At 43.5% G+C, this 14,140-nt stretch carries 9 protein-coding genes; 6 read left to right on the top strand and 3 right to left on the bottom strand.

Annotated features, from left to right (window positions below):
* Nucleotides 1–40: 40 nt before the first annotated feature.
* Nucleotides 41–685, bottom strand: a complete 645-nt coding sequence (locus tag AB4351_RS05745) for a MurR/RpiR family transcriptional regulator (protein ID WP_108093583.1) — start codon at nucleotides 683–685, stop codon at nucleotides 41–43.
* Nucleotides 686–856: 171 nt separating this feature from the next.
* On the opposite strand from AB4351_RS05745, the gene AB4351_RS05740 reads away from it, so the two are divergent.
* The 6 genes from AB4351_RS05740 (at nucleotide 857) to manA (ending at nucleotide 9,746) form a co-directional block, all read left to right on the top strand.
* A complete protein-coding gene (locus AB4351_RS05740; RefSeq protein ID WP_017089726.1) occupies nucleotides 857–2,260 on the top strand; it encodes a PTS fructose transporter subunit IIC in 1,404 nt (467 codons plus the stop codon).
* Nucleotides 2,261–2,343: 83 nt separating this feature from the next.
* A complete protein-coding gene (locus AB4351_RS05735; RefSeq protein WP_136978291.1) occupies nucleotides 2,344–5,001 on the top strand; it encodes a glycoside hydrolase family 38 C-terminal domain-containing protein in 2,658 nt (885 codons plus the stop codon).
* Nucleotides 5,002–5,012: 11 nt separating this feature from the next.
* Nucleotides 5,013–6,713 carry an alpha-amylase family glycosyl hydrolase gene (locus tag AB4351_RS05730; RefSeq protein WP_136978292.1) on the top strand — a complete coding sequence of 567 codons (1,701 nt, stop codon included), beginning with the start codon at nucleotides 5,013–5,015 and terminating at the stop codon, nucleotides 6,711–6,713.
* A gap of 3 nt (nucleotides 6,714–6,716) precedes the next feature.
* Nucleotides 6,717–7,337 carry a fructose PTS transporter subunit IIA gene (locus AB4351_RS05725; RefSeq protein ID WP_108093586.1) on the top strand — a complete coding sequence of 207 codons (621 nt, stop codon included), beginning with the start codon at nucleotides 6,717–6,719 and terminating at the stop codon, nucleotides 7,335–7,337.
* 14 nt (nucleotides 7,338–7,351) lie between these two features.
* The gene (locus tag AB4351_RS05720) at nucleotides 7,352–8,515 is read left to right on the top strand and encodes a glycerate kinase (protein WP_136978293.1); all 1,164 of its coding nucleotides are present in this window, start codon (nucleotides 7,352–7,354) and stop codon (nucleotides 8,513–8,515) included.
* 43 nt (nucleotides 8,516–8,558) lie between these two features.
* Nucleotides 8,559–9,746 carry a mannose-6-phosphate isomerase, class I gene (gene manA, locus AB4351_RS05715; protein WP_108093588.1) on the top strand — a complete coding sequence of 396 codons (1,188 nt, stop codon included), beginning with the start codon at nucleotides 8,559–8,561 and terminating at the stop codon, nucleotides 9,744–9,746.
* Nucleotides 9,747–9,962: 216 nt separating this feature from the next.
* On the opposite strand, the gene AB4351_RS05710 is transcribed toward manA, so the two are convergent.
* Nucleotides 9,963–12,359, bottom strand: coding sequence for a hypothetical protein (locus tag AB4351_RS05710; RefSeq protein ID WP_136978294.1), 2,397 nt, complete (start codon nucleotides 12,357–12,359; stop codon nucleotides 9,963–9,965).
* Nucleotides 12,360–12,559: 200 nt separating this feature from the next.
* A complete protein-coding gene (locus tag AB4351_RS05705; protein WP_136978295.1) occupies nucleotides 12,560–13,798 on the bottom strand; it encodes an alpha-xenorhabdolysin family binary toxin subunit A in 1,239 nt (412 codons plus the stop codon).
* Between the last annotated feature and the right edge of the window lie 342 nt (nucleotides 13,799–14,140).

The following is a 14,140-nucleotide window of genomic DNA, read 5'->3' as shown; positions in this document are numbered from 1 at the left end:
GGCCTCCTCCTACTCGATTGGGAGAACTGAAAGATTGATATTAAAAAGTCAGCAGTTCTTTACCTATTTGGTCGATGATTTGCAATGTGTGTATCTGAGACTCCCTACCATACAAAGAAATACCATCTACCTGCTCATCCAGCGCGACGTTTAAGTGGCAAACTTGGTCGAGCGTTGATCCATTGTGGCTTATCCCTAGCACCTTGAGCCCTTTTCGTTTTGCATTTTGTGCCATTTCAATCACAGCGTTAGTCTCGCCAGATTTACTGATAAGCAGCAGGGTACCGAGCTCAGCTCGAGTCAGTTGATGGATGTCTGTGATCACCAGGTGAGGCACATTGGCTAACGACAGAAATCGAGAAAGATAGCTAACACTCACGATGGACGCGCCACGTGAGTATAAATACACCACTGGTGACGACTTGAGTGTATTGGCTACACCAATAATCTGTTGCAGATTCGTTTCATTCGACGGTTCAGTTACTTGTTGTCTTAGTTCGCTTGCTAACTTGTAACGTAGCTCCGTATAGCTTGCGTAGCCCATCTTTTTACAGACACGGTTAACCGAAGTTGTGGTCGTTAAGGCTTTATTTGCAATGGTTTTGGCGGAAATATCTTGAAGTTCACTGGCGTGGCTGATCAAGTATTCATAAATCGCACGTTCTATACCTTGAAATGTGTTCATTGCTCTCAGCTATTATTGAATAGGCTATCAATATTACGCGGGAAAACGAGAAAAATACCATGACTTCAATCACAGATGTATCGTGATACGTCACTTGTACCACGAAACTGTGTCGTCATACATTCCAGCTTCATATACTGGCTGCAGTTGATAATTACAAGGTACTAAACCATGGCTAAGAAAAAACTGGTTGCAGTGACCGCCTGCCCTACAGGCATTGCACATACTTTCATGGCAGCTAAAAAAATTCAGAGTTGGGCTGAGAAGCAAGGCTATGAAGTTAAGGTTGAAACTCAAGGTAGCGATGGTGTTAAGAACAAGCTAACGGCACATGATATCGCCACTGCCGACGGTGTTGTATTAGCGGTAGATGTGCCAATTATGGATATGGAGCGTTTTGACAATGCGAACCCACTTCAAGTTCGTACTCAAGAGCTCATTAAGCGTGTCGACGATTTACTTCCTACCGTTTTCTTACGTGGTAAAGAGAAATCGGATGTGGACGTTGAGATTCATGATGAGAAACGATCGGCTTACCAAGTTGCGATAGGTCACATTATGACAGGTATCAGCTACATGTTACCTGTGGTGGTATTGGGTGGCTTGCTGATGGCCGTGGCGAAAATTACTGGCGAGTTTGTTGATATCTCGGGTACGCCAATTGAGACACTGGATAAGCTTGGTTTTATGACGATCAAGTTTATGTACCCAATTTTTGCTGGTTACTTAGCCTATTCGATTGCGGGTAAACCAGCCCTGATTCCCGCCTTCATTGGCGGTTTGATGACAGACGAGCCGTACAAACGATTTTTCGACTTGGAAGGCTGGGCTCCCTCGGGCTTCTTTGGCGCGATAGCGATTGGCTTCATCGTCGGCTATTTGGTTCGCTATCTAAATGATGTTATTCGGGTAAGAACCGATCTTACAACGTTGAAAACTATGCTGTTAGTGCCTGCAGTGACGGGCGTGGTCATGGTGTTAACGATGGAGTACGCGATTAACCCATTCTTTGGTGCACTTAATCTCGCAATGGTCCATTTCTTTACTGAAGCTGGTGACGCAGGCCGAGGTATCTACTCAATGGTGATAGCTGCCGGAACGGCATTTGATTTAGGTGGTCCGATAAACAAAGCTGCTGGTTCGGTTGCACTAGGCCTCAATGGTATGAGTGAAGGCTTTGACCTAATAGCGCGTGAACTGGGTATCGTGATTCCACCTATCGGAGTTGGCTTAGCGGCGATGTTAGATGGAAAATTCCGCAAACGTGTGTTTACTCCAGAAGAACAAACCGTAGGTAAAACCTCTTTAATGCTTGGCATGATCGGTATTTCAGAAGGTGCAATTCCGTTCATTCTTAAGAATCCTAAGATGATTCCAATCATGATCCTTGGCTCAGTTATAGGTACTCAATTAGCTGTGGTTCTTAATGTCTTCCAAAGCTTGCCTCTACCCGCTGTTTGGGGGTGGTTCCTGTCTTCAGACCCAATTAGCTACACATTATCTGTGTTCGTTGGTTCAGGGTTTATAGCGATAGCACTCTTGCTGTGTACTAAACCTCAGCCGAGCAATGCCTAAGTAGGTAGCTTCATTATTCAAAATTAAAGAGGGGGAGTAAGTACTTCTCCTTTATTCAAATTAAGACAAGTCGAGATAAATCAATGACTAAAATTCATGTAATTCCGCATACACACTGGGATCGTGAGTGGTATTTTACTCAACAAGACAGTGACGTCTTAGCTGCATACAACTTTACTAAAGTGATTGAAACGCTAGAAGATCAGCCAGAATACAGCTGTTATCACCTAGATGGTCAGTCTTCAATTGTTGAGGATTACCTTAAAGTCCTACCACACATGCGTGAGCGCTTGGCACAGTTGGTCGTGGATAAGAAACTATTCATTGGTCCTTGGTATACCCAAACGGATACTTACAACGTCGCTGGTGAATCGATTATCCGTAATCTGAAATACGGTATGCACATTGCCGAAAGCTTAGGGCACAGCATGAAGGTTGGCTACTTGCCTGATACCTTTGGACACAACGCGCAAATGCCAACGTTATTTAAAGGCATCGGTATTGATAACATCATCTTTTGGCGAGGCATTGACTACGACCAACAAGTAGAGCGTTCGAACTTTAACTGGCGCTCGGCTGGTGGTGATGAAATTTATGCTTATAACTTGGTACACGGTTATGGTGCTGCGAAGAATATGGTTGCAACATCGAAGCATTTAGACAAAAAAATCTTCCCAATGGTTGAGAAAATCAAATCACTTTCTGGTTTGAATGAAGTGCTGATCCCATCGGGTGGTGACCAAGTCAATATTGATCCTGAGCTTCCAAAAACGTTACAGGCAGCAACGCAGCGCTCTCCAGACAACGACGTATACGCAATCTCATCGATGGAAGCATTCGTCGATGTACTGCGAGCTAACAGTGATAGTTTCGAAACTTACGACGGTGAATTTAAAGCCCCGCGCTATGCTCGAATTCACAAGACGATTGGATCCGTTCGATACGACATCAAGAAGCTTAACTTTGATATTGAGCAGTTCCTAATTAAGAAGCTTGAAGTGGTTGTTGCTATAGCTAAAGCGCAAGGCATCACGGTACACACAGAGCTGATTGATATCGCGTGGAAGAAGATTCTTGAATGCCACGCGCACGATAGCATTGGTGGTTGTAACAGTGATGCGACTAACGCCGATATCATGCACCGCCTCAAACAGGCTCAAGAAATCTGTCACGGCTTATATAACTTAGTGATCAAAGAGATTGCGAGCAGTTGTCACGATGACGAGTTGATGTTGTTCAACGGACAACTTCAACCATACACGGGGTTCGTTAAAGCGGTTGTATTCAGTTCGCATGAGAACATCGCCATTACCGATGGTGAACAAGAGTGCGCAATCGAAGTGATCAAACGTGAAACTTTAGATGGTGGCAAGGTCATTGAGGTCACTAAAGATGGTGAGAAAGAAGTATCCGTGCCGCCTTACTACCGTTTTGAGTTAAACATTTCGGTGAATGATTTACCTGCTATGGGATATCAGGTATTTGAGGTTCAGGGAAGCAATCAAAGCAACCGCAAAGTTGAAGTACGAGATCAAACGTCGATAGAGAACGGTTCTCTTATGTTGACGTGTGAGGGGAGTCAACTTCAATTAGTCGACAAAAATACCAACCGTGTTATTCCTCAACTTCTCACGGTTGAGGAGCAGGCGGACGACGGTGACTCTTATGATTTCTCGCCACTAAGAGGTGATACACCACTTTATAACCAAACGATTGAACTTATTGAGACGCAGATTGGTGACACCGAACAAGTGATGAAGGTACGAGCAACATTAGACATCCCTGTTGATCTTGATGCCCGCGTCGCGAATCAAAATGATCACCAAGCGGTGTTTGATGTGAGGTTAACGCTTTGCAAAGAAAACCAGCAACTCTTTGTAAGCATTGTCACGGTTAACCAAGCAAAAGATCATCGAGTGCGTGTCTTGGTCAATTCTGATGTTCAGACCAACACTTCGATCAGTACTCAGCCATTCGCTTTGATGGAGCGACCTGTCGAACCATCGATTTCTGGTTGGGAGAAAAGCTTCCGTGAGTGCCCAATTGATGTAGAAACCACTGATGGTTCCGTAGCACTATCCGACGAAAACAAAGCGCTAGTCATTAATGGCAGCGGCCTTAAAGAGTTCCAAGTTATTAAAGGGGAGCACTCAGACAAGATTGCGCTCACTCTATTTAAATCAACGGGTGTACTTGGAAAAGATGATCTAGCGTGGCGACCTGGCCGAGCTTCTGGCATCAATAATACGGTTGTTCATACACCGGATGCTCAATTACAAAAATCCATGCAATTTAGTTTTGCTCTCGCTCTTACTGAAGATGCGCACCACAGCACGGTGCGTAAGCTAGAGCGCCAATATCTCGATGTGCCGTTTAGCTACCAAAAACAAACACTGAACAGTTTTGAGAATCGATTAGAGCGTTTCCAAGTGCGGTTCGACGCACGTGACCGTTTGGCCTCGTTTAGCCTGTTGTCGATGACTCAAGCATTAGAGTTATCGAGTATTGGTCACTCCTTTTATAAAAAAGAAGCAGTGATTATCCGATTATTTAATCCTACGGATTCGGAAGTCGACCTTGATTTAAATGCGTTTGGGCAATTCAAACAAATAGAGTTGGTGGATTACCGAGAACAGCCAAAATTGTACACAGGTTCTGGAATCGATACTGGTGGACAGAGTTGTGTTGTTAAGCCCAACAACAGTATTGATGTACGCGTAACGTTTAACGTTGCTCGATAAGGATTAAGAACATGATTGAACAAATGATTTTCAATAAAGTTGCTGATATTTATGGCAAAGAGCATGCAAATTCAATTACTAAAGAGATCTTAGTCTTAATTGAGAAATGGAAACCAAGCGCTCCGCAATACGCACCGTGGGTGAATGAACATACATCTTACTTGATTACTTACGGTGACAGCTTTGCTCGTAACGATGAAAAAACGTTGAGTAGCATGAAGGTTTTTGCTGATAAGTATTTAAAAGACTCAATCAGCAACATCCATATTCTACCTATGTTTCCGTACACCTCTGATGACGGCTTTAGTGTGGTTGATTATCGAAAAGTTGATGAGAAATTGGGCGACTGGGAACACCTCAATGCCTTGTCTGAGAACTTTGATTTGATGTACGACTGCGTGATCAATCACATCTCAAAAAGCAGTGATTGGTTTCAAAGTTACCTAGCGGGCGATGTGCAATACCAAGATTACTTTGTTGAGTCTGACCCAAGCCTGGACTACTCGAGTGTTACGCGCCCCCGCGCTTTACCGCTCCTGACACCGTTTAGTAAGGCTTCGGGTGAGACATCTCATGTGTGGACTACCTTCTCTGAAGACCAAATTGACATTAACTTCCGCAGCCCGAAAGTGTTGCTAGAAAGTATCGATATTTTATTGATGTATGCAGCAAACGGTGGCCGTTCAATACGCCTAGATGCCATTGGCTTTATTTGGAAAGTGTTAAATACCACGTGTATTCATTTGCCGGAAGCGCATCAGATTATCCAGCTATGGCGAATCATCTTTGATGAGACGGTTCCCGGCGCGTTATTGATCACTGAAACGAATGTGCCACACAAAGAAAATATTTCTTACTTTGGGCAAGGCAATGAAGCGCACATGGTGTACCAATTTCCGCTTCCTCCTTTGACTCTGCATGCTTTCATGAGTCAAAACAGCTCTGTATTGACCGAATGGGCGAAAGGCCTAACCGAAGAAGCCATGGCCTCACTGCAGCAAGGGAATAAGACAACTTACTTTAACTTCCTTGCGAGTCATGACGGTGTCGGTGTTCGCCCAACGGAAGGGATTCTGACCAACGAAGATCGCTTGTTGATGTGTGAACAGGTTGAGCGTAAAGGTGGCCGCGTAAACTATAAAAACAATAGTGATGGCTCTCAGTCTCCTTATGAATTGAATATCAATTATTTAAGTGCGTTAACTGAAGCTTCCGATAGTGATGATGACAAAGCGAGAAAATTTTTGGCGGCTCAATCTATCTTGCTGTCATTTATTGGTGTACCTGCCATTTACTACCACAGTTTATTGGGTAGTGAGAATGATATTAACGGAATGGTTGAATCAGGTATTAACCGCAGAATCAATCGTGAGAAGTTCGATTTAGATGAGTTGGAGGCGGAGTTAGCAGAAGCCGGTTCACTGCGCCAACAAGTTTACAGCCAAATGGTTGAGTTGGTGAGGTTGCGTAAAACTCAACCTGCATTTTCCCCACTTGCGAACCAAAAAGTTCTGTCACTCGGTGACAAGGTGTTTGCATTACAGCGCGGCGAAGGAGATGAATCCATTCGTTTCGTTTTGAACTTAAGTGAGGCGCCGCAAGAGATTTGCCTTGATGCTGGTGGTTATGACTTGATTAGTCGTGAGCAGTTAATAAGTGTCTTTACATTGAAACCGTATCAATTTGTTTGGCTAAAGAGTCATAAGGAATAGCGCATGAAACTATCTAACCTAACATCTGAAAACTTGATTCTATTAGATGCGGTATTTAACGATCGATTCGCAGCGATTGAAGCACTGACTGATAAAATTGACCAAGCAGGTAAGTTAACCAATAAACAACAGTTTTTAGATGCAGTAATGCTTCGAGAGAGCGAGGGCCCAACGGCGCTCGGTGAGTATTTAGCAGTGCCTCATGGTAAGTCCGCTGCGGTTATTGAACCTACTTTTGCTTGTGCTTTTGTGAAAGACGAGTTGATGTGGCAAGGCATTGATGGTGATGAGCCAGTAAATATGGTCTTCTTGATTGCCATACCGCCAGCTGAGGCTGGCTCAACGCATATGGAAGTACTGACTACGTTAACCTCCTCTCTTGTTGATGATGATTTCAGAGATGAGTTACTAGCCGCGAATTCGACTCAACAGATTATGAAGTTGCTCGGTTCAGAAGACGACTGTTCTCAAGACGCGAGTAATACTCACAGTGAAACAAAGTCAGACTCTGAGTCTCAGAAGCAAGAAGAGCCGGAAATGGCGAAGGACATTAGTCAAATCGCCTACCCAGTAGTTTTGGGTATTGGTCTGGTCATATCAGCGTTTTTGTTCTTACTGCTTTAGAGTGAATATCTTCGATGAAAATAGTGATTGCTCCTGACTCATTTAAAGAGTCACTGACAGCTAAGCAGGTCTGTGAATGCATTGAACAAGGTTTTGTTCAAGTATTTCCACAAGCTGAATACGTACACCTCCCTCTCGCCGACGGTGGTGAGGGAACGGTTGACATATTGATGCAAGGTTTAGAGGGCGAGATACGACTTTCGCCTGTGACCGGGCCGCTAAAGTTATATTCACTCGACTGTGGTGTGACGGCTCAATGGGCGCTACTTGATGACGGCAGTACTGCCTTAATTGAAGTGGCGGCGGCATCAGGCTTAGATCTGCTTGATGTTTCTCAACGTAACCCTGCAGCGACCACTACCTATGGTACTGGCGAGCTAATATGTGAAGCATTAGATCTAGGGGTGAGCAAAATAATGCTTGGCCTAGGTGGTAGTGCAACCAACGATGGTGGGGCTGGTATCGTACAGGCCTTAGGTGGAAAGCTACTGGATCGCGAAGGTAACGAATTACAAAAAGGCGGTGCTGCGCTTTCTAATCTTGCCCGCATCGATTTGTCTGGTGTTCACCCCCGTTGTAAGCAAGTGGAATTCATAGTGGCATGCGATGTTGCGAACCCACTTGTTGGGGTTAATGGAGCTAGTGAGGTGTTTGGTCCTCAAAAAGGAGCGTCTTCAAGTTTGATTGCTGAATTAGAGCGTTGTTTATCTAATTTTGCCAACGTTGCTTACTCAATAACTGGTGTCGACCGTTGTTCTAGCGCTGGGTTCGGAGCGGCGGGTGGCACCCCTTTGGGTGTCTCCTTGTTATTTGATGTTCAAATTAAGCCTGGAATTGAGATGATTTTAGATGCGTTAGACGCAAATAAGGTTTTAGAACAGGCAGATCTGGTGATTACGGGCGAAGGTCAAATGGATAACCAAACCCTGCAAGGTAAAGCGCCATTTGGCATTGCTAAGCGAGCTAAGGCGAAGTCGATTCCAGTGATTGGAATTGCAGGTTCTTTAGGTTCTGAAATCGATGATTTATACGCCACAATCGACAGTGCTTTTGCCTCCGTTCGCTCACCGCAAAGTCTTGAACAAGTGCTTCAAGAGGCGAGTATGAACGTGACTCGAACGTCTAGAAATATCGCTGCTACCCTCAAGCTGGGCGCGTCAATGATTAATGCTAAGTAGTTGACTATGTTTGATTACTTGCAAGTGATACAAAGAAATATCTATGTCTTTATTTAAATTAGATAATGTTATTCAACATTACCCGTGGGGAAGCAAGCAGTCTATTTCTGAACTGTTTGATATTCAAAACCCTAACGCCGAGCCTCAAGCTGAGATTTGGATGGGGGCTCACCCTAGAGGCTGCTCAAGAGTTGCTGATACAGGCCAGTTGCTATCGGAGGTTTTAAGCCAAGACAGCAAGGGAATGTTTGGGGAATACACGGAAGCAAGGTTCGGCGAGCTACCTTATTTGTTTAAAGTTCTTGCGGCAGAAACCCCTCTATCGATACAAGTACACCCAAGTAAGAAAAAGGCCCAGCTTGGTTTTGAACGAGAGAATAAGCTAGGCATTAGTTTGGATGCATCGAATCGAAACTACAAAGATCCTAACCATAAACCTGAGCTGGTTTATGCGCTGACTTTCTACAAAGCTATGAATGGTTTTAGGCCTATTCAGCAAATTATAGAGCTGTTTAAAGAAGCAGAAATTAGCGCACTGGATATTGAAATATCAGCACTAGCAATTAATCCCAACAGCGAAGGCTTGAAAGTGTTTTTTACCTCGGTGATGACACTTGAAGGTGAGCGAAAAAAGTTAGCGTTAGAGCAGTTGTATTCAGCTTATGAACGTAGACCGAAGACTGCTATGGGGCGTGAAGCATTACAGTACAGCAAAGGCTTTGAACAGCATTATGTCGATGATATTGGTTTGTTTTCGCCACTCATGTTGAACACAATCGAGCTTGCACCGGGTGAAGCAATGTTTTTGCATGCCGAAACCCCGCATGCTTATATCGAAGGCACTGGGCTAGAGATTATGGCGAACTCAGATAATGTGTTACGTGCAGGTCTCACTCCTAAGTTTATCGATGTACCTGAATTGATTGATAATACGTGCTTTGAAACGACGGATATCGAAGGCATCAAACTGAAACCTATCGAGAAAGAAGACAAGTTGAGCTTCCCTATACCTGTTGATGATTTCGGCTTCGACATCTTGTCAGTGAGCGAAGAGATCAGCCAACAGTATCTACGGAGCGCAGAGATTTTATTTTGTATCGGTGGTGAGGTAACGATTTCAACTAAAGAGCACAAATTAATGCTGAGTTCAGGTGAGTCAGTGTTCATCAGTAACGATGCTGGAATGTATGAATATCAGGGACAGGGAATACTTGCTCGAGCGTACAACTAAGTCGAAATCTGGCTAGCTGTTCAGTGCCGAGTTGTTATTACTCGATCTATCTAGTCAAGTTAACAAGGCCGACATCATGTCGGCCTTTTTTGTTACGAACTCTCTCCAGAACCTTACTCCTTGAACCTCAGTTCTTTGGATGACAGCAAAACTTGGTTAATTGAGGTTGCACTTGGTTAGTTAGAGAAGATCTTGATTAATTAAAGTAGCACTTAACTAATTAGAGCAACTATTGCCATTAGGAATACCGCTACCTAAGAATTCGACGCGAATCTGTTCGATATCTTTTAGGTACTGGTTGTTCGCTTGCTCGGTTTTATCAAAGTTGTTAAGCGTGACATTCCATGAAGTGAATGGGGTGGGCTGGAAGTACGCGTATTCGAACTCATTCGCTACGGCGCCATCGCTAATGATGCTGATGTCGTTGGTGGTTGGATCATCTAGGCGATAGTAGAACGCGCGTGACACGGGGTTAGAGCTGAACTGGTAATCTTGATTTTCGTATCGATCGGCATAGTTGCCTGAACTGGAGACACGCAGGTTGAGTTGCTTGCCATAAGGTAAGTTTTCACCCTCTAAGAACACTCGTACCGTGGATAGCCTAACGCGGTCAAACGAACAGAGTTGGACTTGCTCTAATGGAATAGAGAAGTTGAGCTGTCCGGTTGTTGCAAAGCTTTCGAGTTGTTCTGGGCTGGAAATGGTGTAGTTATCGATGGTGAAATCTTGTGGCGCGGGTTGGAAAGAAGACAGAGCATTCACATACTCACTTTCGATGGACGCCAAATCAAATTGGTAGTCCAAGTAGCTTTTGTTGAGAGAAGGCGTGATCTCGCTTGGCTTCAATGCCCAATATTCGTATGCCTGAACATAGTTAGATAAAGCAACGTACATCGGACGTTTGAAGTGCATCAACACTCTTGATAGTTCACGTTCAATCGAATCGAAGCTGTCGGTGTCTACCTGGTAACCCCCAATTGCATCATTCAGTCTTTGCTGTTGATTGATGGTTACGTTATTGGTTAACAGTAAGTCGACCAGCTTTGCTTGTTCCTGAGCAAAGTTAAGCTGGGTGATGTTAATTGCCTTACCCAGAAGCACCTGTTTCTCTAGCTCTAGTAAGTACTGTCTTGTCCCTTTAATTCCTAAGCTATCGGCATATCTTAAGTTGCTGCGGATCTCGGTGATCATCAGATCCCACGCTAAGTTGCTTTCATTGATGGTTGGGATGTTGAAGTTAAAGCCATCCATCGCTTCGGATATCTTCTGGAACTTGATGGTTGATTTAATATCCGCGGTGAGCTGAGAGATACCAGAAATCGTTTTGGTGACGCTATCAATAATGTCCGTGACAGACTTGATATTGGTGACGAGGTTTTTCGCTTTTTCTAATGCTTCTGGGGTTTTAGCCAATTGCTCGGTTAGGTCATTGACCCCTGAAAGGTTGCCTGTGAACACGCCGCTCACTGCACTGCCAATCTCGGCTATTGCTTTGAAAATCGCCAAAGCTGCGTTGAGTTGCTGCTGGGTTTTCCAATTCTCTACGCCAACTAGATAAGTCGTTCTTGCATCGAGAGTCACTAACTCCTGAGCTTTGTATTGGCTATCTACTTCGGTCAGGCTATCGCCTATCTTGTCTATGTTGGACTGGGTTTGTGTGATGATTGAAGTTTGTGCTCTAAGAACGTCTTCGATGTTAGCGAGTGCCAACTTAGCCGCTGCAATCTTGTCTTCAATGACCGTGTTTCTATCTTGAATAATGTTCCATTGAGCTTGATACGCGACCATCGCTTTCAGATACGCTTCGTATTTATCTTGGTACAACACCTTATCGAGATAAGGTACATAGTGGCTCTCTTTGGTACTGAAGCTAATGAATTGTTTGAACGCGACGGTTTGCAAGTAAAGGTCTGAAAGGATTGGGTCGTCTTCTACCACTGAACCTGAGTAACGTAAGCTCTGCTCAACCCAGTTGATGAGGTCGAGGCTAAGTTCTGGGTTGGTATCGTATAAGCTGGCGGCCATATCAAAAGAACGATTAACAATGTCTGTAAAAGGCTCAGAAGCCAATTTCATTTGCCCTGTGATGTTCGAGTCGATGGTGGTTCTTCGGTAGTGCTCTCCTGCTAATACTACAGATTCACCATCGCCAGTTTTTCCTGCTAGAGCGTCTCGTGTAATGCTGCCATCGCTTTGGAAAGCGAGCACATTAATCGGTGTCTCTATCTCGCCCGCAATCACAGAAATTGAGGCAGCAGAGCCTTGTTGTCCGAGCACAAATGTCGGCGTGCCTTGGCCAACGATTTTACGCGCAAAAATCAGGATGTTTTGGTTATTTACGAGCAAGTTGAAGTTCTCTGGAACCTCAATCGTATCTGCAAAAATGACAACTTTTGAAGGCTTAGTGACATAGAGGTTCTGCTCTGCAATCCAGTCACTTAGGTTGATGTGTAAATCGGATGTTGAACGCGATAGGACGCCAACATCGGAATAGGCAGATTGAACCCAGGTTGGGTATTCGGTTGAATTGGGTAAATTGTTCAGTTCAAGCCAGTCGCTAGAAAAAGCCTGTGGAGAAAATGAAAGAGAAATAATAATAGGTAGAAGTCTCATATTTATGTCCTGTCGAAATTAGTAGTCACCAAATTTTGGGTAGCAGGAGCCGCCACCTTAATTTTCTTAAGGTGCGGTTTCTTATTCGGAAGGTAATTTGGCTATCTTGTTATATTTTTAGCAGTTTAGTTGTTGTGTATAGCGTTTCTGTATATAGCGTCGATTTTATCTGTCACGCTACTTTTCGATAGGTATAGGGATTAATCCATTTTTTGGATATATGCATTGTTTGCGAACGCTTTTGCTTTCTCACTAATATTACTCCAGTTACTTTCTGCAACTGTTGTATTCGCAAGAGCGCCTATCGCACCAAGCATGGTATCGTCTCTCATGATATCGGCATTATCTTGAGCTTGTTCTAGTGCAACGAGCAGTGAGGTGAAGTCGGCGTTCATTTTTTGCCAATTCAGTTTCAGCTTATTAATATGTGGAATCGCATTTTCAATTTGCTGAGAAATCATCTCGATGCTCTCCGAAGAGCGATGATAAGAGTTATATATCTTTTGCGTGTAAGTTAACTGCTCTTGAAGCTCTTTTACTTCGTTTTGTAATTCGTTGCGAAGTTTGCGTGCTTTTTCTGCTTTATCGCCGTAGACGCCCATAATTGGCCCTGCAACCAGAGGGAACCAAGCATAAGTCACTGCGGTAGAGGCGACCGTAACGTAGTGAGTGTAATCTTTGTTGAGTTGAGTGATACGTGCATTGATGTCATTCACTCGTTGCTGAAGCGCACTGCCATCATCGCTTAGATAACCGTTATGGGTACCTTCCAACACATCTAGCTGCAATTTTTGCGTGTCCAGTGTGGCTGAAAATTCCAATAGATTTCCGCCAACGTCAGACACTTCTTGTTGGTATTTCATGGAAAAGTTCTGCAGGCTTTTTAGGTAAGCAATCGCCATTTTTCTGTTGCGTTCTACTGCTTCAATATCTTCCGGCAGGGGCGAGAATGCTTTGGCCAACATTTCATTCAAAGCATCGCTCAAAGGGGTGAGCATGTAGTCTTTAATTTGTGCGTAATTGGCCAAGCTTAATGAAAGACCAACGATGCTTGGGTAAAGGTCTTTTTTCCAATAAAAGGCAGTATCGTGAATGTTTGAGTATTGCTCGACCAGTGCTTGAAAATTAGAGAAAGGAATGTCGTTAGGGATACTTAAAGTCGACTTCATACTGGCTTCTGTCACAGGCAGTGCTAAAGCACCTTCGACATAGGCTTGGATCTGATACCACTCTTGCTGTTTGAGAATAAAGTTGTCGGTATCTAAATCAATAAAGACGCCATTCTCACCGATTATCGTATCGTAGGTGACTTGAGGTATGTTTTGTTCAGCTGACGCTTGGTTAATTTGAACTGGCGCTGCTTGAGAAGTGAAAGCAAAAGAAGAAAGTAGCCCAATTGAAATCGAAGATAGTACGAGTGTTTTAGTGATTTTTTTCATCGTTTAGCCCTGTTAGATTTGTTATTAGCTTTTTACAAAGACAATAATCCCCCTACCATCCGATGGCATTATTTAAATATTTATGAAGGGTTATTGAATAGTTTTATATTGTTATTTTTGTAATTATTTTTTTGTTTTTAAAATTGACTCCTTTAATGTGTTTTTTGTTTTTATAAGATTTGGTCAATCTATAGTAGATTTATAATGAAAAGTTCTATTTAGATCACACATTTGAATTCATATTGATTGATTGTTGATCTATTGAATTTAATGATATTTAAGTCACTACTCCTGTGTCTTTTGTCAGGCTAGGTATGGAAAGGTCTCGAGAGGTTTTTATTC

It is taken from the genome of Vibrio sp. 10N.261.51.F11 (assembly GCF_041471665.1).
Lineage (GTDB): Bacteria > Pseudomonadota > Gammaproteobacteria > Enterobacterales > Vibrionaceae > Vibrio > Vibrio crassostreae_C.
This window is presented reverse-complemented; position numbering and strand designations above follow the sequence as displayed.